Here is a 24,879-nt window from a genome sequence, read left to right as displayed (position 1 = left end):
TATTTGTATTACCGGAAGGAAAGGGTGGTTTGTACGTTTGTCCCGAAAAGCAGAATAAAGCTGACTGAGGTGGGTAAGAGTTGATTTTTCCTAGGGGTTAGTTATCCGTCCGAGTTTGTAATAAGACAAGACGCATACACTTTAAGATGACAGTGATTAATGTCTACCCGCACTTGCGGCTAGCGTCAGTGAACTCTACACAACAAGGGAGAGCGGCCATGAAGATTTGCATGATTGGAACTGGTTATGTAGGACTCGTGGTTGGGGCATGTTTGGCGGAAATGGGGCATCAAGTGATTTGTGTGGATAATAATCCTACCAAAATATCCGCCTTGCAAAACGGACAATTGCCCATTTACGAACCTGGATTGGAGCGGCTGGTTGAACGAAACGTGCTTGAGAGCCGGTTAAGCTTTTCGCTTGATATTAGCGAATCTGTTGCACAGAGCCAATTCATTTTCATCGCTGTAGGAACCCCGCCGGCTGAAGATGGGTCCGCCGATCTTACTTATGTGATGAAGGCTGTAGAGCAGATTGGCGCAAGTATCCGAGATTATGCCATCGTAATTACCAAATCAACGGTACCTATCGGCAGCAGCGAGCGCATACGAGGCATCATTGAAGAGCAGCTTAAGAACCGAGGGCTCACGAATTTGGAATTCGATATTGTGTCGAATCCGGAATTTTTAAGAGAAGGCGCTGCCGTCAATGACTTCTTGAACCCTAACCGAATTGTTGTCGGCAGCAGCAACCCCAGAGCCTTGGCCTATATGGAGAAGCTGTATTTGCCGCTTACGAGCAAGGGATTTCCGATTGTGCATATGGATATTGCCTCTGCTGAGCTTGCCAAATATGCTTCCAATGCCATGTTAGCCACACGAATAAGCTTTATGAATGAAATGGCTGGAATTTGCGAAGCGGTCGGCGCAGATATTGAACGGGTGCGTCAGGGGATGGAGCTCGATCATCGGATTGGCAGTTACTTTTTATCAGCTGGGGTTGGCTACGGGGGCTCTTGTTTCCCTAAGGATGTACGGGCTATTATCCAAAGTGCCACGGAGCGAAACATTCCAACGCATATCTTGGAAGCCGTTGATAAAGTCAACCATAAGCAGAAGAAAAAGTTGTTTGAGATGGTTGTAAGCCATTTCGGTGAAGATTTGAAGGGACTTAAGCTGGCCGTGTGGGGATTGTCCTTTAAACCGGAAACCGATGATATTCGTGAAGCGCCGTCCATTGAGACCATTGAACAGCTGAGAAAACGCGGGGTTCAGATTCAAGTTCACGACCCTGTCGCTCTGCAGAATGCGTACCAGGCTTTAGGCGAGGAGAATATCACCTATTTCACAGGGCCTTATCAAGCACTTATGGATGCGGATGCACTCTTGATATTTACGGAGTGGAAGCAGTACCGATCGGCTGATCTAGGCCGAATTAAGAGTTTGCTGAAGCAGGCGGTCATTTTTGATGGAAGAAATTTATTCAATCCTTACATGATGAAAGAAGAGGGATTCGTGTATCAAAGCATCGGTAGGATGAAGTGATCGTTCATCCTATCCCAATTCACACAGAAGGATGATGATCATTATGAAGGTTCGGAAAGCAATAATTCCTGCAGCAGGTCTGGGCACCCGGTTCTTGCCGGCAACCAAAGCGATGCCAAAAGAATTGCTGCCGATCATCGATAAACCTACGATTCAATTTATCGTGGAGGAAGCGGTTGCTTCAGGCATTGAGGATATCATCATTGTGACAGGAAAAGGCAAGCGTGCGCTGGAGGACCACTTCGACAACGCTTTTGAGTTAGAGTACCATCTGCAGCAAAAAGGCAAGCTGAGAATGCTGGAGAAGGTGCAGGAGCCGGCTCAACTGATTGATATCCACTATATCCGCCAAAAAGAACCGAAGGGCTTAGGTCACGCCATCTGGTGCGCAAGGAAGTTTATTAATGATGAGCCGTTTGCCGTGCTGCTTGGCGATACGTTCGTACAGTCCGGTGTTCCCTGCTTGAAGCAGATGATGGACTATTTCGACCGGTACAAAACATCGATTATCGGTGTGCAGCCAGTCAATCCGAAGGATGTTTCGAGCTATGGCATCATTGATGCTCAGTTGTTGTTCGACCGTTTCTACAATATTACGAAGCTTGTGGAAAAGCCGAAACCTCAAGAAGCCCCGTCTAATCTCGCAATGATTGGCCGGTATATTTTGACTCCCGCTATTTTCGATATTTTGGAAGCACAGGAGCCAGGTGTCGGGCAAGAAATCCAGCTGACCGATGCGATTTCGAAGCTGAATGAGCAAGAGGCGGTTCATGCTTGTGAGATTAACGGCATCTGGCACGATGTTGGAGATCATCTAGGTTACGTGAAAGCGATTCTTGATATTGCTGTGCAGCGAGAAGACTTGAGACAGCCTATCATGGACTATATACGGTTTATTGAAAGGAAATAACGATTGGCTTAAAAAGGAGCGAGCGAAATGACACGATTTGAAGTCAAAGGTGACAAGAGGTTTCTTGTAATCGGCAGAGTGGGCGATACCTCTATCCATCAACAATGGCTGCAGCCTGCGGAGTATAAAAACTTCGATCTTTGTCTTAGTTATTTCGGTACTACGCCACAAAGGTATGTGGATGATTGCGACTTCTATCATGAAATTCCAGGGTTGAAATGGCCTACGGTGAAGGATACGGTCGAAGCCTTTGGGGATGGGATCTACCACTATGATGCGATCTGGATGCCTGACGATGATATAAGGGCGAATGCTTATGACATTCATCGCATGTTTGAGATCTTCATGGAGCAAGGTCTGGAGCTGGCACAGCCGAGCTTAACACGGGACTCCTATTATGGACATGGGATCACGCTGCAAAATAGTAATTATTATTTGCGATATTCCCAGTTTATCGAACCGATGGTTCCTCTGTACTCCAGAGAGACATTCAAGATGCTGCTGCCTACGTTTGAAAAGAGTGAGTCGGGCTGGGGCCTTGATTTTGTTTGGCCTAAGGTACTGGGTTATCCCCATCAGAAATTAGCCATTATCGATGAGGTCGCTGTCAAACATACGAGACGTGTCGGAGGCGGCGAACTCTATAAAAATATATCAGGCTCCCAGTGGGACGATTTGTACCGAATCACTGCCGAGTATGATGCAGCCGTTAACTTCCGGATGACCCATTATGGCGGCAAGCCAAAGAGCAAGCGCGTCATGTTCGCGCTGCTGGCTCACAAAGATCAGCATGTTCTTGCCGCACAGATTGAAAATATTCGTAAATTCAACCCGGAAGCGGGCATTGTGCTCTATAACGGAGGCGAAGACAGCCAATTCGGGAAAGGCTTGAATGCGGCCCTCTGCGAGTACAGCCGCCACTTGACTTGGGGGCACTTGGCTCCCTTTCTGTGGGACGTAATGAAGTGGCTCGATGAGCATCAGGTGAACTACGAATATTTGGTGAATCTTGACGATGATATGCTCTTCGTGAAGCCTGGCTTTGAAGGTTATCTGGACCAAACGATGCGAGGTTACGACTGCATGGGATGGGATATGCAAACCAGCCGGAGCGTAAGCGATGCAGACAACATGAATAAGCAGACGATGTGGAAAGAATGGGGGCGTTGGGGTTCCTTGTTCCAAACCGATCACTTCGTCCGCTACTTTAACCCAACACAGGTTTACCGGCGTGGCATTGTTAAGAAGATGCTTGAAGCTGCGGATGTCTCTTTGGTTGATCAATGGCTCTCAGAGAGCCAGGTTGTGGCATTGGAGGAATTTTTCTTTGTCACATTCGTTAAAGCACTAGGTGGGAAATGCCGTGAATTTCCACGTGACGAGCGATTGAACGTGATGCGGCATGAGCACCAAATTGAGCAGAATGAAGCGCATGCGGCTATGCATCATTACATGTATTATACGATCCATCCTGTCAAAGGGGATCGGCTTCTTCACCTGCACAATCAGCTGATGGCTGGAGATATTCCTTATGTGGATCCGAATCCGCCACAACCACAACCAGCGCCGCAGCCGCAGCTGAGTCCTGTTCCGCAAGTGCAGCGTCGATTGACAGGGAGGAAGCACACTGCTTCTAAGAAAAGGCTGCTTCCAAGGAAGAAGCCAATACTGAAAAAAGCAGAGGGGAAGAGGAAGAGCGTGCTAACCAATAAAACACCGCTCCTGAAGAAAAGAGTGAAGGCGGTTAAGACAATTAAGACAATTAAGACGATTAAAACGGTCATTCCTAAGAAGACGAAAACAGTGAAGAAGCGTATTCAGCCTAATCCAGGCATGAAGAAACTTCCAGTTGCAGCTCCAGTTATTGGAGGAGGCCGGACTAAGCCCCAGCCGACAATATGGAGCAGGTTTCGCAAAAAGGAGGTACGTAAGCCTAAAGGAGTAGCAGAACGAACCTCCATTAAGAAATACCGATTGGAGTGGTAAAGATGAAGCTTGCATTTATTTGCACTGAAATGCTTACCGTTCCGCCTATTAGGGGTGGCGCCATTCAGATTCTAATCAATGGCGTCACCCCGCATATTGGCAGTAGGCATGATCTCACGATTTTCTGCATTACGGACCCCGATCTTCCCAATCGGGAAGTGGTTGACGGAGTCAGATATATACGGATTCCTCGTGAGGATTATGTGAACGGCGTTGCCAAGGAGCTGAGCAAACAGCGCGCTAACAACCAAAAGTATGATGTCATCCATGTATTTAACCGTCCCAAAAATGTACCTGTGTATAAAGCAGCCATGTCGAACGCACGTTTTGTAGTCAGCTGCCATAATGAAATGTTCCGAGAAGGAAAAATTACGACGGAAGTTGGACGTTCGGTTATCAAAACAGTCGATAAGATTATGTCGATCTCCAATTATATCGGCCAAACGATTACCAGCCGTTTTCCCTCGGCCAAGGGAAAAGTAAAGACCGTTTACTCGGGTATCAACTTGGAGCATTATAGGCCAATCTGGACACCTGAGGCGCAGGACCTTCGGAAGGGACTCCGCAAAAAATTTGGAGTTGAAAACAAGAAGGTCATCTTGTTCGTAGGACGTTTGAGTAAAACGAAAGGTCCTGACGTTCTGATCAAAGCCGTCGAACAGGTAAGCAGAACCCATAAAGATGTTGTGCTCGTCATTATTGGCAGTAAATGGTTTCATAATGAGCAGTTGGATGAGTACGGAGCAAGCCTTCGTCAGCTGGCCAAATCGCTTGGAGACCGGGTCGTCTTTACAGGATTTGTTCCACCTAACGAGATTCCCGTCCATTATTTACTTGGAGATATTTTCGTTTGCTCTTCGCAGTGGCAAGAGCCTCTGGCTAGAGTTCATTTTGAAGCGATGGGTGCGGGACTTCCCGTCATTACAACGAATCGCGGAGGGAATGCTGAAATTATTAAACAGAATGCTAACGGTATTGTAATCGAGGATTATAGTAATCCAGGGGCATTCGTAAAGGCGATTACTTTTCTGATAGCCAATCCTGCCGAAGCGCTTCGTTTAGGAAAAGCAGGCAGAGCGGTTGTAGAAAGCAACTTTGGTTTCGAGCATGCGGCTAAACGGCTTGAGAGCTTATACGCCCCAGATAAAAGTAAATGAGCTTAAAGCCATACATCTACGGAGGTGTCAGCATGGATACTACTTTTTCGGACGTAGTGAAGAAGGTTGTGACGCACTATCCTTTGAAGGTGAAAAATATTTACCTCTTATCATTTAAAGGGAAAAAAGCAGTCTGGTCCATCCAAACCGACATGGGTGAATTAATTATGAAAAAGGTTCCATTCGACGAAACTCATATTGATTTCATGCTCCATGCCATTAACTATCTCAAATCCAACGGCGTTCATACACCGGCTGTAATCAAAACTAGTTCTGGCCAAGGTTATGTGAAGCTAAATGGGGAATACTTCGTCGTTTTTGAAACCGTATACGGACACTCGCCGGAGTATGACAATGATAGTGATTTATCTCTCATGTTAAAAGGAATGGCTACTTTCCACCGAGCATCAAGGGGAATCGAATCTCCCAATGGTTTCTACCCTTCCTACCTGTTGACGAAATGGAAATCAGATTTGCAAACAAGAATGGAGCGCCTGAAGGCCTGGAAAGAGCAGCGCCAGCAGGTTAAAAATAAAAATGAATTTGACCGTGTATTTCTGGCAAATGTGGATAACTTCGTGCAGCAAGCGCAAACAGCGCTTACGACGCTGAATCAACCCTATTTTGAACAGTGGGTGAAGGAAACGGAGATTACCAAAACACTGTGCCATCAAGATTTTGCTGCGGGTAATCTGGTTGTAGGTAAAGATGGAAAGCTCTACGTATATGATATGGATTCATTGACAGTAGATTTGCCTGTGCGTGATATGAGGAAAATATTAAACAAGGTTATGAAGAAAGGCACCAGTTGGAATCTTCCAATGATGCTCAAAATGATGAAGTTTTACCAGCAAGTCAATCCCTTAACGAAAGAACAATATATGATTCTAGCAGCAGATATACAGTTTCCCCATTTATTCTATGGACAAGTGTCTAAATATTATGAAAATCGCGAGGACCAATGGACCGTTGACAAACATATCGTCCGTTTAAAAGATATGATTAGTACCGAGCTGAGTAAAAATACGGTGTTGAAATCGTTCCTTGCCCGACTCGATGAGGTGGTTAAACGTGGTTCCTAGTCAAGAAGAGCTTAATTTGGGGAAACGTCTCATGGCAGAAAATTATCCACAGATAGTGATTAAACACATCCAGGTTATTCAAAGCGGTGGCATCAAAACCATATGGAAGCTGGAAACTTCTGTAGGAACCGTTTGTCTGAAACGAATACGGAAGTCAATTCCGATCGTTAAGTTCACGACAGCAGCGCAGACTTATCTTTACCAAAAAGGAGCCATTGTTGCGGGTATTCTTCCAACGAAGGACGGCCAGCTGTATTTCGTCCATGAAGGCTATGCATTGGTTCTGTACGCGTGGGTGGAAGGAAGCGATCTGGAGATGGATCGTGTTCCTGAGCATCTCTACACGGGGCTCAAGGGGCTCGCTCAATTCCATAAAGATACCGTAGGGTTTATCCCCCCTGACGATTGTGAGGTCTATAACCGGATGGGGGTATGGCCCAGTCATTATAGCGGGATGTATGAGGAACTCAATGAGTGGAAAGCACAAGCTGCTCAAGGAAAAACGCTTTTTCATCAGACTTATGTAAAAACAGGTGACGCTATGATTCAGATGGCGAGCCATGCCATGAAGCTGCTGGAAGCGTCCTGCTATGCGGACTGGGTAGCCGACATCGGTAATTACGGTTACATGTGCCACCAGGATTACGGCAAAGGGAATGCGATTGAGACGAATCGAGGCGTATGCGTGCTGGACTTGGATAATTTGACGTACGATATTCCTCTGCGTGATATCCGGAAGCTTCTAACGAAGCGCATGGAAGAGCTTGGTCGTTGGGATGCCGATGAGCTGAAACGGTGCATGAGCTATTATGAAGCTGTTCTACCATTCACACCTGAGCAAATGCAGGTGCTTTATATTGATTTGCTTTTTCCGCATAAGCATTATGGTTATGTGAAATCGCCTTTCAAAAAAGGCGAGCCAGGGGATGAAAAAAAACTGAACAAGATTGTTACATTTGAAATGGAGAAGCTGCCTGTTCTTAAGAAACTGATCAAGGGGTTCTAAGGAGGGATCATGATGAGATCTGAAGAGGAATTTGTCGGTCGGGGGTTGCAGTTTGCTGAACTGCTAAGAAAAATTGCTGATCAAGTAACGGCAGATAACCTTGTTATAAGAGGCAATCAAATCACTTTGCCAGATGTAGATATGGAGTTTAAAGTGAGTCATAAACGCGATCTGGGAGCAAACAAATTGACAATCGGGATTGAATGGGTGGACAAATAGCTAAGAGGACGGAGCGAGGGACTATCCCTCTCTTCGTCCTCTTTTTTGATTTGGCCGCTTTTTGCTTTGTCACCGATTTAGGGCGCAGCTGCTTTTAGGTCAGCTTTTTCGTTTTGTTCCGGCTGTGTAGTCCGAACTTGATTTTACGCCGTTTGACTCGTCTTCGAGGAAAGGCTCGCTTCAGAAGCTTCTTGCACTTGATTCTTTTTCTTCTTGGAACAGCAAGGTGAGGAGCGGGAGGGACACTTGCCATTGGTTCAGGTTTAGGGAGAAGTTGTTGATTCATTTCTAGCAGTTTATCCCCTTTTACTGGATGGATCCAATAGAAATAGGGATGATCTCGATGCTGCTGAACGCTCTCGAATGTGATGTTTTCGCCCCATCGAACCATATCATTGTACTTGGTTCCCTCGGGGTATTCCCTAACTCTGCCACCGCAGGCCATAGCCAGCGTAACGAAGAAAACTTCTTCTAAGGCAACAGCTTCCGATATGCTGAGCAGGTGATTTACGGAGGCATGGTCCACATGGGCGAGCATGCGTCTGACGATATCATGCCTGTAGACCTGACCGGGGTTAAAGTAAGTCAGAAATCCGTCTGTCCGAAAGACAGGCTGCCATAGATGCCATTCGTTTTTCATGTTTCGTACAGGAAGGGAGAAATCATGATCCCTGTTGTTTTCCAGCCTCCAGCCCATGCTGTCGGACTCCGCCATAATTTCATCTAAGAAGGGTTGAAACCCGTGTTTAACAAACAAAACATCATGATCCAGCGACATGAGATATTCATAGCCGGCGCCGAGTTCCTCCAGCCAGTTCATGATTTCCCACATCGCTGGTGCGATAATTCCAGCCTTTAAGGGGTGGCTGTGTGGAAAGGACCATATATTCACGTTTTTTCCGAAGTCGGGATTATGTCCGCCGTTGTAGAGAAGAATGCCGGCTTCAGGGTTAAAATAATGAATATTTTCAACCTGTGCCGCCAATACCTGTTCGTTTTCGTGAGCAATTACGATAATGACCAATCTTTTGTGAGTCAGTTCATGTATGTGAGTACGTGTCATATCCATTGAGGCACTCACCACCTTATGATTTGTTTCGCTGCTGCGTTGTATTTATCATATTCTGGAGCTGGCAAAGTGTGAGAGGCTAGTCAGATTGTTTCATCCACGCATACAGATCAGCTATCATTTGGGGATAAGAAGAAACAGGATAGCTGAAGTCAGCTCTTGTGGAAACTAGGCTCTTATCTGATTTCATATCATCGTTAGCATGGATCGTGACAGTATCATGATGGAACTGCGCCTGAATTATTTTCAGCAAGTCATATTTGGAGAGTTTTGGCTGGCCGGCAAGGTGTACAAGTCCATGAATGGGATGCCCAAGGCACCAATCCACCGCTTTGGCCAATTCCAACGTCGTAACCCCGTTCCAGAACACCTTGCGATATCCCTGGATATCGCCTTTTTGCTGCATAAACCAGTGAAAGAGCCCGATGCCGTTCTGCTTTAACTCAGGCCCGATGATCGAGGTGCGGATCGTGACCACGTTAGGGCCGACGACTTCGCCCAGGCTTTTACTTTTTCCATAAACAGATAGAGCATCTGTGAGATCAGATTCTGTATAATCCCCGCGTGAGCCTGAGAACACACAATCCGTGCTGATGTGAAATAGCCGGAAATTATACTGCTTCGCAAATTCAGCCAGCAAATGGGGAAACAGGCTGTTGACATAAATGGCTTCAGCCTGCCTCGTTCTAGCTTCTTCATTCAGCAAACCGACAGCATTGATGACGGCATCCGGCCCAATCTGTTTCAGCAGATGACGCAGGTGCTCATCGTTCCTGACGTCTAACGGTACAGCTCGGGGAGTAGGTGGATCAGCGGATCGCACGGTCGTCCACACATCACCCTGATGCTGCCGGGTAAAATAGTCCTTCAACATGTGTCCAGCCATGCCTTGACCGCCGATAATGAGTAGTTTCAAGGAAGAAATCCTCCTTTAAGCAGCATCTCTAATATTTCTTCGGACGTCATGAGTGAATCATTGGAGGCATACTGGGTGAAGGTTGATTTGGGCAAATGACGGTAGTGCTCATAAAGTGAGGGTGTCGCATTCCCTGGGAGAATGACAAAATATTTCTCATTATATTGGTAGGTATAAGGGATTTCGTGTGAGGAAATAAGCACTTCATGCAGCTTCTCTCCGGGACGGATGCCGACATCCTTGACCACCAGAGGCTGGTCTGACAATTGCTCCATCAGGACTTCAGCTAAGTCAAGTATGAGGCAGGCATTCATTTTCATCACGAAAGTTTCTCCGCCTATAGCTGCTTTGGCCGCTTTTAACAGTAACTCAATTGCTTCAGGAAGCGTGAGGAAGAAACGAGTCATGTCCTTATGCGTAAGAGGGAGATCTTCTCCTTGCAGAATGCGGTTCTTAAAGAAAGGAACGACACTGCCGTTGGTGCCAAGCACATTGCCGCCTCGAATGCAGACGAATTGGGTTGTGGAGCTGAGATCATTCGCCCGAACCATGAGCTTCTCTCCCAGCGCTTTGGTCATTCCATAAAAATTAATCGGATCTACGGCTTTATCGGTGGAGACGTCGATGACTTTCTTGACACCGTTACGAATGCTGCCCCGAATCACATTCTCGGTTCCTTTTACATTCGTTTTCAGCGCTTCATCCGGCTGTGCTTCACAGATTGGCACGTGTTTGAGAGCGGCCAAATGAAAGACATAATCGACGTTCCGGCATGCGTCCTCGACAGCTTCCTGATCCCGGACATCACCGATCATAAAAGTGAGTGACGGATGGAAGGCGAAGTCGCGCTGCATCTTCACTTGTGAGAACTCGTTCCGGGAGAAAATACGAATTTCCTTAGGTCCCTCTTGCAAGAGACTGCGGGTAAGCTCTTGCCCCCAAGATCCGGTTCCTCCTGTAATGAGGATCGTTTGATTATGAAACATAGCTCTGTCCTCCTAGTACAATATTGACAACCTTACTCGATACATTCGGGTCCAGATAGCCTTCTGGACACTGCCATGTATGGTGAGGCTGCATCATCAGCTTGACACTGGCGGCGATTCGCTCAGGCACAAGCCCGGAAAGTAAATTGCTGCCGCAAAGCAGTGTTTCTGGCCGCTCGGTGCTTTGGCGGATCGTGACGGCGGGTACGCCAAGGATACAGCTTTCTTCCTGCACAGTGCCGCTATCTGTAATGACGCAGGCAGCATGCTTCTGCAGCTTCAGAAAGTCGAAGAATCCGAATGGCGGCAAGAAGCGAATGAGCGGGTGGGAAGCCATGACTCCGAGTTTATCGAGGCGGTCCTTCGTTCGGGGATGCGTGCTGCAGATGACAGGGAGCTGTGTCTCCTCAGCTACTAGCTGCAAACCTGCGATAATTTGGCGCAGCCGGGATTCATTATCGACATTTTCGGCCCGGTGGGCGGTAACGAGAATATATCTTTTATCCGCAATGCCTAGTTGGTTCAAGATATGGCTTGCATCCGCCTGCTCTTTATAGTGCTCCATCACTTCATAAATCGGATTGCCCGTCATCCAGATTCGCTGGGAAGGGACGCCGTCCCGCAGCAAGTTCTCGCGTGCGCCGGGGGTATAGGGCATATTGCAGGTAGAGATGGCGTCGATCGCTTTTCGATTAATCTCTTCAGGAACGCGGGTATCATAGCAGCGATTTCCGGCTTCCATGTGATAGACGGGAACGCCGTGCCGCTCGCCTATGAGGGCTGTGAGTGCACTGTTGGTATCGCCAAGAACGAGCATGCGATCCGGTTTCTCCTTCAGCAGCACTTTCTCAACTTCGACGAACATTTGCGCAATTTGCTCACCAACGGTTTGAGCTTGGAGCCGAACGTGTACGTCCGGGAGCCGAATGCCCATTTGTTCGAAAAAGACGTCACTGAGCGTACGGTCATAATTTTGCCCGGAATGCACGAGTAGATGTGAATCTGCAAGGAGATCTAGTTTGGCGATTACTAAGCTTAACCGGATAATTTCGGGGCGTGTTCCTAGGACTGTCATGATCTTCATCGCGTAAATCTCCTTTTCATAAGAGGCTTCGATAGTAATCCAGCGTGTCGGATACCGATTGTGCGAGTGAAATGGTTGGTGTCCAACCGGTCGCTGCGCGCAGCTTGGCGTTGTCCCCTTGCACGAGGGGGGCTTCGTTAAGGCGAACGAAACGCTCGTCGACAACTACCTCAAAAGTGATTGCTGCATAGTGCTGCAGCAGGTCAATGATGGCGCTGATGGGGGAGGCTGTGCCGCTGCACACGTTGAATATGCTGCCGTAAGGTACTGCGGTTAGCTGCATGAGTGAGCTGTAGGCGATAACCGCATCGCGAACGTCAAGAAAATCACGCTGTACAGCTGTGTTTCCAACTACGAGCTTAGGAGGGAGCTGGCCTTTTTCCATCATCGCGACTTGCTTAGCGAGCCGAGCGCACACGCCAGTGGCATGACCTGGGCCAATTAAATTGAATGTTCTTGCTATGAAGGTTGGGACGGCATACACGCTGCCGTACATTTGCATGAATGAAGTCATAATCTGCTTACTCCATGCATAGGGGCTGACAGGCTGAATGGGTGAGGATTCTGTTAAAGGCGCGGAAGGCACAGTTGAAAGATGATTTTGAAAATCATATTCATAAGCGGTTCCTATGGCTAGGAACCCCTCAAGGCTGCTTGTTGCCGCAGACCTTACAGCCTCTAACATGTGCAAGGTGCCCCAGGCGTTCGTATAGAGGACTTGAACGGGATCCGCATAAGAGGTGCTTACATCGTTAGCTCCAGCTAAATGAACGATATGTGTGATCGGATGCTCCTGAAGGAGATATGAGAGGACAGCGCTCTGTGAGATATCAACGGAGATGTATTGCAGATTGGGATGCATGATAAGGCAGCCTGCCTTTCGTCCAACCCCAATCAGATTCATGTTTTGACGCAAGAGATAGGCCGCCATGTGCTGCCCGACGAACCCGTTAATCCCCGTAAGGAGTACGAGTGGAGGATTCGTCATATTCGTCATACGGGTTCACCGGGCAGTAGGAGAGATTTGAGTTTGCCGAATTGCTCATTGGCCAAGGTATAATCTGCAGGCCGACCAATATCGAGCCAGAAATCATTGTTTTCATAATGACGGACCTTCTCATTTGCAGCCAGCAGGGCATGAATCAAATCGGGAATGTCGAAATATTGATGGGAAGGAATATAATCGGCTACTTCTGGATTCATCATATAGATACCCATGCTTACATAGGCCGATCTGGTAGGTTTCTCAACAAAATTAGTGACGTATTCATCCTGTGTTTCAAGGACCCCAAGCTCAATCGGAATCCCTTTTTTCTGCGAAGCGATAGTAAGTATACTGCCGCCTTGGATATGAAAATCTCTAAAGCGGGAAAAGTCTAAGGTGGTTAAGACATCACAATTAATCAACAAGAAAGGGCCAGGCCAACGGTTTATGAGTTTAATTGGACCTACAGTGCCCAAAGGCTCATTTTCTACATAATAAGAGATAGAAACCCCCCGAGAGCTTCCATCACCAAAATAGGTTTGGATAAGCCCTGACAAGTAGCCGCATGCCATGGTGATGGAGGTAAACCCATAATTACGGAGCTGCTTCACGATGATCTCCAGAATGGGTTGTTCGCCAACGGGTAATAACCCTTTGGGAAGCACCTTGGTATAAGGCGCCATGCGCATCCCCTTGCCTCCTGTCATGATTACGACTTCCACTGAAACCAACTCCTTATACGACATATTCATTAGATCGATATAGTTCTGGATGGTTTTTCATCCACGCTATCGTCTGAGTTAAGCCTTGCACCAGAGGAACGGTTGGTTTCCACCCCATTAAAGCTGCGGCTTTGCTGCTGTCCGAGAAGAGGCGGTCTACTTCGCTTTTTTCTGGCCGTACCCGTTCGCTAGCTATTCGCACAGGCAGATCTTTACCAACAATTTGTTTGATCGTTTGAGCAAGCTCGCCAATGGAGATTTCTGCCCCTGATCCAGCGTTTATGGTCTGCCCAACAGCTGATTCATGGCTTGCAGCACAAATAAATGCTCTGGCGGTATCTTCTACGAACGTAAAGTCACGGGTTGCACTGAGATTGCCGAGGACAATTTCGGGTTGATGCAGCGCTTGATTAATAATAGTAGGAATGACTGCTCGCATGGACTGTCGAGGACCATAAGCATTAAACGGCCTGACCGTTACGACTGGCAGCGAATACGAGCAATAAAAACTTTCAATAATTTTATCGGCGCCGATCTTACTTGCGGAGTAGGGGGATTGGCCTTGTAGCGGATGCGTTTCATCCATGGGCACATAACGAGCGCTTCCGTACACTTCACTGGTAGAGGTGTGAATCAGTTTGGCTGCCCCTAACTCTAGAGCGGCTTGCGCGATATTGAGAGTGCCGATGACATTTGCTTGCACAACATCAGTGGGATGTTGATAAGAATAAGGTATAGCGATCAGCGCCCCTAAATGAAAGATGGTATCCATACCTTTCACGGCACGATAGACCCCATGAGGATCGCGCAAGTCACCTTTGATAATGTCAATTTCCTTCTGAATATCAGTGGGGAGCTGATCTAAGAAACCGCGTGAATTCGTTGAATTATATCGGATAAAAGCTCTGACATTAGCACCTTCTGCAACTAACTGGTGCACAAGATGACTGCCGATAAAGCCAGCGGCACCTGTTACCAGTACTTGCTTCCCTCGCATCATGAATGAGACCACTCCTTCCAGCATGTGGTTACATTTTATTCTCTTTGTCTATGAAAGTAGTGGACTATCCCCCACTCTAAGGACATTTAGGTAAAAATAGGTAAAAGCAGATATGTCGAAAAAGCCGCCCCAAAGGATCTTTGCAGATCTTTTGAGGCAGCTTGTTTTATTCCAAATGCTCTATTAGCCATACGTGTAAGAGATACCGGAAAGTGTGACTGGTCCTGTAACCGTTGCGCCAGTTAATAAACCTGGTTGCAATTGTACAGTAAATGAGTATCCTTGGTTCGATGTTGCTGGAACGTTGGTATCAATGGCCTGGAATGAGATGGTAAGTTCTTGCCCAGTGGACAGGAGAACCTCCTGTCTGGCGGAGAAAATAACGGCGTTGCCACGGAGCACGTTAAATAATAAGACAGGAGCTAGGAGAGTAGAAGTTATACCAACGGTAGCCGTCAGAAGTACTCTGTTCGGCCCTTGTGGAATCGCTAATCCGAATTCAGCAAGAGTAATGGGAGTCGTTGAAACGACACGACTTAGCGAGCCGCTGGATGATCCGGGAACACTTGTCCCAATGCTAACAATGTTTGACATGAAAATCACCTCCTTTACTCTATTCTATTAAATTAAATAGGAATTGCTTGGATGGGAGGTTGTGTTTTCCATATAATTTCCAAAATGTGTTCTTGTTCTAACTTTGTTAAGAGATATAGACGCATTAACAGGTCAAGTTGGTGCTGTGACACATACGCTAAGTTTAAACAAATAAACCAATATTGGGAGGTGCTGCCGATCATGGATGCACGCAGAGCTCATCAGCTACGGCCCGTCATTTTTCTAAATACGGTTCCCAAAAGCGGAACAAACCTCCTGAATCAGCTTTTGTTAGGCATTCCCGGTTCGATCATGAATGACTATGTCTTCTATGAAGGCTTGGCTAAGGACTTGCCGATGCAGGCTTCAGTTCTTGGCAAGGCAGTCCCGAATGATGTTTATATGGGACATGTGTACTACTCCCCCGAGTGGGCAAAGCTTTTGGTCCGACCTGGTATTAAAACGATATTTATGATCAGGGATTTGCGCGACGTGCTTGTATCCCTAACGTATTACATCGTCGAAAAGCTTCCGGACTATCCGATTTATGAGCAACTAGTTGCCTTGCCAAGTCAGAAGGAACGTTATTTACTGCTGATTAATGGCCTAGACGAATACCCGAATATTAAGAATTGGTTCGGGGTATTTCAGGGCTGGTTGTCTCAGCCGGGAATCTTTATCACCACGTATGAAGAGTTGATGACTTCGAAGGCATCAAGGCGGAGAACGATTACAGCAATAGCGGAATTTCTGTGGAAAGATAGCGTGCCACCGATGCCTTTGGCTAGGCTGGTTCGCTGCATGGAGGCCAATATAGATAGCAGCAACTCTTTTACTTTTCGCAAAGGCGTTGTCGGTGGTTGGAGAAACGAATTTGACGATGAGGTTATAGCGGCCTTCAAACGTGTGGCAGGTGATGTGTTGATACGAACCGGCTATGAAAAAGATATGGATTGGTCATAACCGGAGAAGGGAGGTTAACCATGAAAATTGTCATCCCAGCGGCTGATTTGCATATTGGCGGGGGCTGTAAGGTACTGGTCGATATCGCCGGAGCGCTTACGAAAAGGGGACATGAAGTTGAGGTCGTTATACCCAAGACGGCAACGGTAAAATATAACATTCCTTGTAAGTTGACGATTGTTCCGAAGTTGGAACCAGCGCATATTCCTTATGGCGATATCCTTTTGCCCAATTTCTATACAACCTTTCAATCGGCCTTTGAGGCGTGGCCAGAGCAAACCGTTAGATTAAGCCTTGGTTTTGAGCCGCTTTGGGTACCTAACCGTGAAGCAGCTCTATGGACCTACTCCCAAGATGTTCCGATTATTTCCATTTCCAGCTGGTTGGATCAACAAATATTTGATCACGTAGGGCAGCGCAGCACCATTGTGTCTCTCGGTATAGACCCTCGCATATTTCGTCCACAGGGTCCTCGCATTCATCCTCATCCTAGCAAGAAAACAACGAAGGTGATCCTGTACATCGCACGGGATAGGAGAGATTATGCGCTGAAAGGATTTGATGATTTCCATGCTTGTATGGAAATCATCAAGAATGAGTATGTAGGCGATTATATGGTCTATCTGATCTGCCCCGATGGCCAAGTTTCACTCGTGTCGCTTGGCGTTCCAGAGCGCATTTTTTATCCCAAAAATGAATTTGAGATGGCGAAGCTCTTTCGGACTGCAGACGTTTTCGTAGCCTCATCATGGTTCGAAGCCTTCTCGCTGCCGCCACTCGAAGCAATGGCCTGCGGCACAGCTGTCGTGACGACGAATTCAGGCGGAGTGATGGATTTCTGTTCGCATATGGAAAGTGCGTATGTGACCAAACCAAGAGATCCTAGAGACCTGGCACAGGGGATTTGTGCCGTGTTGTCTGATCCCCTGTTGGCGGAGAAACTCGCTCTTGGCGGCAAGGCTAGTGCAGCACGCTTAACCAAAGCCCATTTTGAACGTAATATCGTGAACACATTGGAGGAAATATACAACAAACGTACCTCGCTGAACTAAGAACAAGGTAGGTGTTACCAACGTGAATGCAAATTCGAAAGTCTCCATCGTGATCCCTTTCTATAACTGTGCTTATGTCCAGACAGCGGTTGAAAGTGCGCTGAGCCAAACCTATCCGAATATCGAAGTTATCGTCGTTAATGATGGTTCAACCCAGCACATGGAGAAAATTGTTCCGTATATGGACCGAATTATTTATGTGGAAAAAGAAAATGGAGGTACAGCGAGTGCGCTGAATGCCGGTATCAGGCGCGCTACTGGCGAATATTTCGCATGGCTAAGCTCCGACGACCTATTTGAACCGCACAAAGTAGCTAGACAATTGGCTTTTATGCAGGAAAAAGGGGCGAAAGTCAGCTATACCTCCTATGTTCATATCGATGGACAGGGAGTGATCTTTGGAGGATCTTCAGGCATTGGATGCTCCAGCAAAATGGAGTTTTATAAAATCATGCAAAAAGGCTGCATTATCAACGGCTGTACCGTGATGCTGCATATGGATGTATTTCAGAAGACCGGTTACTTTAATGAAACTCGCAAATATACGCAGGATTATGATTTATGGCTGCGGATTATGAAACGTTATGACTTTTATTATCTCAATGAATGTCTTGTCCGGTACCGTGTGCATCCCGAAATGGGATCCCGCAAGCATGAGAGTGCAATCGTCAAAGAGATCGGCCTGGTTCAATCCACCTATCGGAAACAGCTGGATGGATTGATAGCCAAGGAGAGGATGACGATTACATTTCCTATTATTACGCTCAGCATCGGAGGAGCTCAGAGAATGCTGGCAGAGCTGGTAAATGGGCTTTCGGCAAAAGGTCATGACGTTACTGTTTTAATGCCGCCTGAAGGCACCGTCAATTACACCATTAATGCCAGAATCCTCCGCACGAAACAACACTTTATGATTCATGAGAAAGATTACCCCAAATCGGATATCATTGTATCCAATTTCTACACGCTTGTACCCGGGGCACATCAAGCAAGCTTGAATGGCAAAGGTGTGCACGTCCGCTTGAGCCTTTGTTATGAACCTGCCTTTCTGCCGGAAAATCACATCTCGTTTCCCACGTATCATATTTCGAAGCATATGGTTGTTCTCTCCAATTGGCAAAAGCAGCTCATATCCTTGAATCACGGTCATCAGGCGCATATTGTGCCGGTAGGCGTCGGTACGGCCTTTAAGAACATGCATATTCGCAGTACACAGACACAACTGCACGTATCAGCGATTATGCGGAGGCCAGAAGGCGGCTATTCCTGGCATAGAGAGCAGGATTATTTAATCAGCCAACTTGAAATCGTGCAAGCCAAGTACCCCCATGTCCGTATCAATCTGATGTCTCCTCCAGATGAATTTCGCAGCTCTCCCCAGTTACAGTCGATCAAAGCCAATCATCCCACCTTTCGCTACTTAACTCCTGGGCACGATGGTGCTATGGCCTATCACTATAATGAAACGGATATATTCGTTAACTCTTCTACTTATGATTCTGCCTCTCTACCAGGACTCGAGGCTATGCGCTGCGGGGCAGCTTTGGTCACGACCTACAACGGCGGAAATATGGACTACTGTCGACATGAACAAAATGGACTTATGTCTTATCGCTACGAAAACCGCTTGGCAGCCGATATCGGCCGCTTGATTGAGGATGCCGATTTGCGCAGAAGATTGGCGGCTGCGGGGGAACTCGAGGCATCGAAATGGACATGGGAGCGCAGTGTAGATGCCTTTGAAAGAGTACTATATGACATTCGAGACTCGCGATAGATACCCAGATTTATATTTTTAGGTGATAGTCTAGGACGAGGGTCTACTCCGCTGAGTAGTATAGGAATGTGAAGAGATCCAATTTTTGTTAGTCTATGTAAAAACCTTGGAGGTGCACTATGTCTCATATAACAGAAGACTGTGTGGTTAAGAAAACCACTCGTGTTGTAAAGAAAAAAGACTGCAGCACGAGGAACAAAAGCAAGAAAGGTAAGTGCCATGTATGCAAGAAAAGGGTAGGTAGAAGAACGATCAAAGTCATCTGCAAGCAGCCTAAAGCCCCTATCGTCAATCTGACGACCCCTCCTGCTGAAGTCAACGTGCAAACAAATCCCCCAGAAGTTCATGTTACGACACCAGCTCCAGAGGTTCATATCACAACACCAGCCCCAGAGGTTCATATCACAACACCGCCTCCTATTGTTAACGTAGAGACCCATAAACCTGATGTTCACGTCAAAGTGGAGACACCGAAAACAGAAGTGAAGGTGAAGGTTGATTACCCAGATGAGGGTTGTAACGAAGAGTTGAGAGAGTTATTGCGGGAATATTGGGATACGGAAGTTGAGCTGTTCACATCGAGCGGAGCAGGTTCAGGGGGAGAGCCGCCAAACCGGATCGGAATGGTTGAGAAAATTGGGAAATCGACCTTAGTCCTTCGTCCAACAACGGGGAACGATATGGATCAAATTGTTATTTTCTCAATTTGCCACATCATCGGTTTCAGACCTTATTCAGCGGTTGCGGCCCCATAACGGCAAATCAGATCCTATTACAACCTAATTGAAGGAGGAAGTATTACATGGATGTTGTAGTTATTATTGCTGGTAACAGTTATGCTACGCAGCGTGCCGTTATTAACTGTTATGACGCTACGTTAGATTTTCCCGGACTTGAAGTAGGTGCTAAGTTAACACCTGTGCTTGCCTCATTAATGGAATCAGGATTTTCATTGGTGGATTACGACGGTAACGGTAACGTTACAACGTACTTCATGGTCCGTGAAGCGGTAGTCTCAGCTTGCAATCCGTTAAGTGCAGTTGAGGGCCGTTTAAATACACAGGTTACGATTCAAACAGGCGCAGGAACAGAGAGCGGTACGCTGATTCTCATTGGTTCCGATGTCATTGAAATTCTTGAGCCGTCAGGAGATATTCTCCTTATTCCAGCTTCCAGCATTGAATCAGTGATATAAGGAGGAGAAACTATGTCATTCGCAGAGTTACTGGTGAGTTTTATCGGTAGAACGGTTGAGGTGTACTTCACAAATAATCCGCCTATTATTGGCGAGTTAATTTCGGTTGAAAGTTGTTATTTTACGGTGCAAATCAACAACACGTATTACTATAGTCCACCGGTAGTAGTGACCATCGTGGTGGATCAAATTGACTATATTCGCGTAGTCGCGTAAACGGAAGGGAGGGGATCACGTAGATGGCCGTGTATCTCCTCCATCCCCTCGTGGGAGATCGGTTTGCTCTTTCATCCATGTCATCCAGCCGGCATACTTCTCGGAATGTTGATGCGTAATGCTGGACTTGCGGACTCTCCGATGATAGAGAGGCTCTGGCAGATGCCTTAATTGATGAGAGCGAGACAAGCGGATGATGATTTCGAAATCCTCGTATAACCTACCCTCGTAAGGAGCATTCACCATCCAGCCATGGATGCTGTGAAGGGTCTCAATCCGATAGCATCGCGGTGCTATCGGAAGAGCTCCAGCAAGAAGCGCCTCCGCATGAAACTCAGCGGGTGTTTTGCGTATCCCTCCGTAAATAAGCTGTTGTCGTGCGCCTTCGGTCCATTCATAATAATGTCCGTACAATAGTGAAGTATCTGGTGTAGCTGTATTGGCTGCGTTAAGTAAAATCCGGATGGCATCTGGAGGCAGCCAGTCATCTGCGTCAAGCTCCAGCAGCCAAGGGGCTTCAGCTACAGATAAAGCAACATTTAAACAATGTGACTTGCCATAATTAGAATCGTTGGTATACATACGAATGCGCGGGTCTGCGGGCAAAGATGCCAGTTTCTTCTGCGTGTTGTCGCTGGAGGCATCATCGATAATAATCAATTCCCAATCAGGCCTGCTTTGTGCATAAACGCTTCGAATTGCCCATGGGAGATAATCGGCATTATTGAAAGTACATATTACGATGCTGATGGCGGGAGTTGGCTTAACTTTGGGCAGGAGTGTAGTTGATTCTGCTTCCAGGATAGGTCGAATCAGATCCCATTCTTCCTGGGCTTTTTGCCATTTGGGGTAATGCTTAGCCTGGGGCTGCCACCCGTCACTTTGGATGGTCTCCCACGACCAGTCTTGCTTTAAGTGAAACAGGTTATCATGAAGCAAATAAGCCACAAAGGGCAGTTCATCCTTTTCGAGGAAAAAGGGACGGCCACTGGATCGCACAGCACTTGTTCTCCAAATAAGAGGAGGGGAAGAATAATTGTGCAGGGTAGTTGCTGCCCCGCGTTCATAGATAATGCCAGCACAGTGCTCAGGAAGTACTGCGAGCTGTCTGGTAAGCTCTGAGACAGAGCTGGCGCTCAGTAAGTCTCCCGCATACAGAGTCATAAAGAAGGGTTGATCATAAGCATGTAGATGATCGTTCAAGGCTGCTGCGTCGTAATCACGATCGCACAGTACGGACCAATTCGGAGCAATATGCGATAGATTGGCAATTGTAGCATCTATGTGAACTTTATTGGACGTTCCTAGCACGTAAACCAGCATAGGCGAACAATTCCCCCGATCATCAGCAGGTTTATTGTATTCTATGCGAATGGCAGGGGTGTGGTTCTGCTGCGGGCAAGCTCGCACTAAGAATAGTTGAGCCTATTCCTAGGGACTTGTCCCGAGCAGGACACGGACTTAGCGTGTATAACTCGATTGTGGGGCAATCACGTTATGAACAATGAGATAGTCATAGATTTGAGAGGTAGATGCTTGTAGGGTTTGCTGATTGGACGAAATGACGATTTCGGGTCTACACGGCGGCTCATAAGGTGCTGAAATCCCCGTAAAGTTAGGAATAACGCCTGCCCGCGCTTTCAAATAGAGACCTTTCGGATCTCGTTTCTCGCATATTTGCAGCGGACAATCGATGAAAATCTCGATAAATTCTCCAGCAGCGAATAAAGAGCGAGCTAGTTCCCGATCCGCACGGTAGGGCGAAATGAGAGCGACAATGGTAATCATACCTGCGTCGACAAGCAGTTTGGCCGCTTCGGCCGTCCTGCGGATGTTTTCACTGCGATCATTCGGAGAAAAACCAAGGTTGCCGTTTAAACCATGCCGAAGATTGTCTCCATCGAGTACATAAGAGCGTATGTGTTGAGTGAAAAGCAATCGTTCCATTTCATAAGCAATCGAGGATTTGCCTGAGCCGGACAGCCCTGTGAGCCAAAGCACACAGCTTTTGTGGGAATTCAGGTGGTGCCTCTCGCTCCTGGAAACGTTGGAAGGCTGCCACTGAATGTGTTTATCGGACAAAAGGTTCCCCTCCTTAGCTTGTATTGCTATATGTATATGCTAGAGGAGAATGGGAGGTTCTGGTCTGAAATCCTTATAGGAATCCAAACATACTAGAAGAACTAGATTTTGGAAAATTGGATGAATGGGGAGTATTCCCACTTCCACCTATGCCGCATATGCTAAATGGGAAAGCCTAAGCGCACGAGGAGGGAAATAAACATGCAGGATCAGATTACTTCGATTCTGGAGCATATGGCGAAGTCGCAGCACGAATTGGCGCGTACCCTGGAGGCCAAGCGTGAGGTGATTGCACATATGGCGAAGATGGTTAGTGAAATCCCTGACCAGAATCCTTCCTTCGGAGAAATCGAAGCATTAATGGAACATTCTCTGAGCATTACCAAAGGGTTAACCAGCTATTTAAACAGTCTTGCTGATTTAGAGGATGCCATCGCGGATAATCTTTCGCCGATTGTGAAGGCCATGAAAGAACAGCCCGGTGATGAATAAATGTGGGGCAGGGAGTGGAGACATTGAGCAGAACGGATAGTTACTTATCTTACCTGGATGCTACCGCCAAAATACAATATAATGTAGCACTTATTCTAGAAGCTAAGGCGCTGCATGCCGAGAAGTCGCGCAACTGGATATGCCAGCACCTGTCTACAGCTGCGTACGAAAGCAATGCCGATCATGTGAAGCAAGCGGTAGATATCCATGAACAGCTTATCGAGGTCATCGATGGCATTACCAAGATGGAGGTAGCCTTCGCCAAGAACTTAGGCGTTCTCATTGTGGAAGAAGATAATTCCAGTCTTGGCGGCAGTGCTGGTGGCGGTTTCGGTGATTTGTTCGGAGGTTCTGGCCTTGACTATGCCAAATGAAGATCAATGAAAGAGAGCAGCTAATTAAGCTGGATATACTAGAATCACTCGCAAGGAGCCAGCGGGCCTTGGCACGAATCATAGAGAGTGTCGCCGATTCGGTAGAGAGTTCGCCGCAGCTAGCGGGTCAAATCGCTGACAATCTGACATCTATTGTGGGTTATCAACGGATTCTGGCAAAGAAAATTATAGGATTGCCTATTCGCTTGAAACAAAAAGGAATACCAAGACAGCCATGGTTGAACGCGAGTACGGGCGTTCATCAAGGTAAGCGCAAGTCCCCCTCTTCTTCGAAGGAATAGAAGAGGATGGGGGCTTTTTTTTATTTAAGCCAACAAGTGACCCTGATCTGCTTTTTTCTATAAGCGCTTTCACTAAACGGTAGTAGTCATTAGCCAATTTCTAGCCAAGCTGGGTAAGTGCATATGAATCTGTCCCAAGGCAGTCATACTATAAAAGCAGGTCGAACGTACATGATCCAGTTGCCTTGCGAAGGAAAGGCGATCTGTGATAGATGTCCTATTTTGAGCTAGAGATGATACGGGCTTAAACGGATGCCGTGTCCATCGGGATGGATAAACATACAATGGGTACGAAAACGAATGCACATCACAGTGGGAGGGTGTGGACATGAAACAGCGTGGGCAGCGAAAGTTGTTAATACCCAGGAGGAGAACGAGGCCTGTTTTCAAGCCCATTTCAAATCATGAATCGCCAAAAGTATCTGTCGTCATCCCTGCAATGAACGAAAGGAAAACAATCGCGTCCGTCATTCGTCAAGCCCGATTGGTGCATCCAGCTACAGAAGTCATTGTGGTCGTCAATGGCTCCTACGATGAGACAGAGCGAATCGCCCGCCAGATGGGGGCACGAGTTATTTCATTTAAGGAATCGTTAGGTCATGATGTCCCCCGAGGCATTGGCGCGAGTCATGCGAGAGGGAGCACCATCCTATTCATTGATGCGGATATGGTGATTGCAGCCAAAGATTTGCGGCCCTTCGTGCAGGCGGTGGATCGTGGGGTCGATGTTGCGCTTAACAGCTACTCTGGCAAAACAGATAAGGTGGATGTACATCCTGTTGTGCTAGCCAAACACGCGCTTAACGTGGCACTCTCTCGGCCAGACTTACGAGGAGCTTCGATGACGACAATCCCGCACGCCATTAGTCGTAAAGCGCTAAACGAGATCCAAGCCGCTAATTTAGCCGTACCGCCACTCGCTCAAACGATAGCAAGTGTTAAGGGACTCACGCTCCACAAGGTATACAACGTCAATGTGGGCCGGACGAATCCTCGAAAACGAAGAAAATTTAAGGTGGACCCGCTGCAAAATCTTATTCTTGGAGATCACCTCGAAGCCCTGAATTGGCTGCATGAACAGACGAATGAGCGTGGTCAGCTAACGGATTTAACAAGGGACCGAACCTTTGTGGGGTGAAGCTGTTGAATAAACTAGTGAAGAAGCG

Annotated in this window: 27 protein-coding genes; 17 read left to right on the top strand and 10 right to left on the bottom strand. The window is 47.1% G+C overall.

The genetic code is table 11. The features are described 5' to 3' along the window. Positions 1-218 precede the first annotated feature (218 nt). The 7 genes from GQF01_RS28425 to GQF01_RS28395 are packed head-to-tail and all read left to right on the top strand — an operon-like array spanning position 219 to position 7,904. Positions 219-1,544 carry a UDP-glucose dehydrogenase family protein gene (locus GQF01_RS28425; protein WP_161410319.1) on the top strand — a complete coding sequence of 442 codons (1,326 nt, stop codon included), beginning with the start codon at positions 219-221 and terminating at the stop codon, positions 1,542-1,544. Positions 1,545-1,587: 43 nt separating this feature from the next. Next, positions 1,588-2,454, top strand: coding sequence for a UTP--glucose-1-phosphate uridylyltransferase GalU (galU, locus tag GQF01_RS28420; protein ID WP_161410318.1), 867 nt, complete (start codon positions 1,588-1,590; stop codon positions 2,452-2,454). 27 nt (positions 2,455-2,481) lie between these two features. Then, entirely contained in the window at positions 2,482-4,440 is a 1,959-nt protein-coding gene (locus GQF01_RS28415; RefSeq protein ID WP_161410317.1) for a DUF707 domain-containing protein, read from the top strand. Between the two features lie 2 nt (positions 4,441-4,442). Then, on the top strand, positions 4,443-5,597 hold the full coding sequence (locus tag GQF01_RS28410) for a glycosyltransferase family 4 protein (protein ID WP_161410316.1): 1,155 nt from the start codon (positions 4,443-4,445) through the stop codon (positions 5,595-5,597). A gap of 32 nt (positions 5,598-5,629) precedes the next feature. Beyond that, complete coding sequence (locus GQF01_RS28405; protein WP_161410315.1) at positions 5,630-6,679, top strand: CotS family spore coat protein; 1,050 nt, start codon at positions 5,630-5,632, stop codon at positions 6,677-6,679. Then, entirely contained in the window at positions 6,669-7,685 is a 1,017-nt protein-coding gene (locus GQF01_RS28400) for a CotS family spore coat protein (protein ID WP_161410314.1), read from the top strand. The genes GQF01_RS28405 and GQF01_RS28400 overlap by 11 nt, the downstream gene beginning before the upstream one ends. Before the next feature lie 12 nt (positions 7,686-7,697). Then, positions 7,698-7,904, top strand: a complete 207-nt coding sequence (locus tag GQF01_RS28395; protein ID WP_161410313.1) for a hypothetical protein — start codon at positions 7,698-7,700, stop codon at positions 7,902-7,904. Positions 7,905-7,998: 94 nt separating this feature from the next. Here the strand turns inward: GQF01_RS28395 and GQF01_RS28390 are convergent, their stop codons facing one another. The 8 genes from GQF01_RS28390 to GQF01_RS28355 form a co-directional block, all read right to left on the bottom strand. Beyond that, entirely contained in the window at positions 7,999-8,973 is a 975-nt protein-coding gene (locus GQF01_RS28390; protein ID WP_161410312.1) for a hypothetical protein, read from the bottom strand. A gap of 79 nt (positions 8,974-9,052) precedes the next feature. Beyond that, positions 9,053-9,889 (bottom strand): SDR family oxidoreductase, encoded by an 837-nt coding sequence (locus GQF01_RS28385; protein ID WP_161410311.1) that lies wholly within the window; start codon positions 9,887-9,889, stop codon positions 9,053-9,055. Beyond that, positions 9,886-10,875: a polysaccharide biosynthesis protein gene (locus tag GQF01_RS28380; RefSeq protein ID WP_161410310.1), complete on the bottom strand. Its 990-nt coding sequence runs from the start codon at positions 10,873-10,875 to the stop codon at positions 9,886-9,888. Before GQF01_RS28380 ends, GQF01_RS28385 begins: the two co-directional genes overlap by 4 nt. Next, positions 10,865-11,959: a non-hydrolyzing UDP-N-acetylglucosamine 2-epimerase gene (gene wecB / locus GQF01_RS28375; RefSeq protein WP_161410309.1), complete on the bottom strand. Its 1,095-nt coding sequence runs from the start codon at positions 11,957-11,959 to the stop codon at positions 10,865-10,867. Before wecB ends, GQF01_RS28380 begins: the two co-directional genes overlap by 11 nt. A gap of 16 nt (positions 11,960-11,975) precedes the next feature. Beyond that, positions 11,976-12,956 carry a GDP-mannose 4,6-dehydratase gene (locus GQF01_RS28370; protein WP_161410308.1) on the bottom strand — a complete coding sequence of 327 codons (981 nt, stop codon included), beginning with the start codon at positions 12,954-12,956 and terminating at the stop codon, positions 11,976-11,978. Then, positions 12,953-13,666 (bottom strand): sugar phosphate nucleotidyltransferase, encoded by a 714-nt coding sequence (locus tag GQF01_RS28365; RefSeq protein ID WP_161410307.1) that lies wholly within the window; start codon positions 13,664-13,666, stop codon positions 12,953-12,955. The genes GQF01_RS28370 and GQF01_RS28365 overlap by 4 nt, the downstream gene beginning before the upstream one ends. A 13-nt stretch (positions 13,667-13,679) precedes the next feature. Continuing rightward, a complete protein-coding gene (locus GQF01_RS28360) occupies positions 13,680-14,663 on the bottom strand; it encodes an SDR family NAD(P)-dependent oxidoreductase (RefSeq protein WP_407945432.1) in 984 nt (327 codons plus the stop codon). 186 nt (positions 14,664-14,849) lie between these two features. Then, positions 14,850-15,260 carry a hypothetical protein gene (locus GQF01_RS28355; protein ID WP_161410305.1) on the bottom strand — a complete coding sequence of 137 codons (411 nt, stop codon included), beginning with the start codon at positions 15,258-15,260 and terminating at the stop codon, positions 14,850-14,852. 201 nt (positions 15,261-15,461) lie between these two features. On the opposite strand from GQF01_RS28355, the gene GQF01_RS28350 reads away from it, so the two are divergent. The 6 genes from GQF01_RS28350 (at position 15,462) to GQF01_RS28320 (ending at position 20,463) form a co-directional block, all read left to right on the top strand. Further along, a complete protein-coding gene (locus tag GQF01_RS28350; protein ID WP_161410304.1) occupies positions 15,462-16,223 on the top strand; it encodes a sulfotransferase domain-containing protein in 762 nt (253 codons plus the stop codon). Positions 16,224-16,243: 20 nt separating this feature from the next. Next, positions 16,244-17,275, top strand: a complete 1,032-nt coding sequence (locus GQF01_RS28345) for a glycosyltransferase family 4 protein (protein ID WP_161410303.1) — start codon at positions 16,244-16,246, stop codon at positions 17,273-17,275. Positions 17,276-17,297: 22 nt separating this feature from the next. After that, positions 17,298-19,052 (top strand): glycosyltransferase, encoded by a 1,755-nt coding sequence (locus tag GQF01_RS36940; protein ID WP_328803552.1) that lies wholly within the window; start codon positions 17,298-17,300, stop codon positions 19,050-19,052. Between the two features lie 119 nt (positions 19,053-19,171). Continuing rightward, positions 19,172-19,807 carry a superantigen-like protein SSL4 gene (locus GQF01_RS28330; protein WP_161410302.1) on the top strand — a complete coding sequence of 212 codons (636 nt, stop codon included), beginning with the start codon at positions 19,172-19,174 and terminating at the stop codon, positions 19,805-19,807. 47 nt (positions 19,808-19,854) lie between these two features. After that, positions 19,855-20,247: a hypothetical protein gene (locus GQF01_RS28325; protein WP_161410301.1), complete on the top strand. Its 393-nt coding sequence runs from the start codon at positions 19,855-19,857 to the stop codon at positions 20,245-20,247. 12 nt (positions 20,248-20,259) lie between these two features. Continuing rightward, complete coding sequence (locus GQF01_RS28320; RefSeq protein WP_161410300.1) at positions 20,260-20,463, top strand: hypothetical protein; 204 nt, start codon at positions 20,260-20,262, stop codon at positions 20,461-20,463. Between the two features lie 15 nt (positions 20,464-20,478). On the opposite strand, the gene GQF01_RS28315 is transcribed toward GQF01_RS28320, so the two are convergent. Next, a complete protein-coding gene (locus GQF01_RS28315; RefSeq protein ID WP_161410299.1) occupies positions 20,479-21,786 on the bottom strand; it encodes a glycosyltransferase family 2 protein in 1,308 nt (435 codons plus the stop codon). A gap of 138 nt (positions 21,787-21,924) precedes the next feature. Continuing rightward, the gene (cysC, locus tag GQF01_RS28310; RefSeq protein ID WP_161410298.1) at positions 21,925-22,545 is read right to left on the bottom strand and encodes an adenylyl-sulfate kinase; all 621 of its coding nucleotides are present in this window, start codon (positions 22,543-22,545) and stop codon (positions 21,925-21,927) included. Between the two features lie 201 nt (positions 22,546-22,746). Between cysC and GQF01_RS28305 the strand changes: the two genes are divergently transcribed. The 4 genes from GQF01_RS28305 to GQF01_RS28290 all read left to right on the top strand — a co-directional run bounded on the left by GQF01_RS28305 (position 22,747) and on the right by GQF01_RS28290 (position 24,851). Beyond that, on the top strand, positions 22,747-23,037 hold the full coding sequence (locus GQF01_RS28305; protein ID WP_161410297.1) for a hypothetical protein: 291 nt from the start codon (positions 22,747-22,749) through the stop codon (positions 23,035-23,037). 23 nt (positions 23,038-23,060) lie between these two features. Beyond that, positions 23,061-23,411: a restriction endonuclease subunit S gene (locus tag GQF01_RS28300; RefSeq protein ID WP_161410296.1), complete on the top strand. Its 351-nt coding sequence runs from the start codon at positions 23,061-23,063 to the stop codon at positions 23,409-23,411. A 68-nt stretch (positions 23,412-23,479) separates the two neighbouring features. Next, complete coding sequence (locus GQF01_RS28295; protein ID WP_235960594.1) at positions 23,480-23,713, top strand: hypothetical protein; 234 nt, start codon at positions 23,480-23,482, stop codon at positions 23,711-23,713. A gap of 328 nt (positions 23,714-24,041) precedes the next feature. Continuing rightward, a complete protein-coding gene (locus GQF01_RS28290) occupies positions 24,042-24,851 on the top strand; it encodes a glycosyltransferase family 2 protein (protein ID WP_161410294.1) in 810 nt (269 codons plus the stop codon). The last annotated feature ends 28 nt before the right edge of the window (positions 24,852-24,879 follow it).

It is taken from the genome of Paenibacillus silvestris (assembly GCF_009882985.1).
GTDB lineage: Bacteria > Bacillota > Bacilli > Paenibacillales > NBRC-103111 > Paenibacillus_E > Paenibacillus_E silvestris.
The sequence above is the reverse complement of the archived record's forward strand: the minus strand, read 5'-3'. Positions and strand labels throughout refer to the sequence as shown.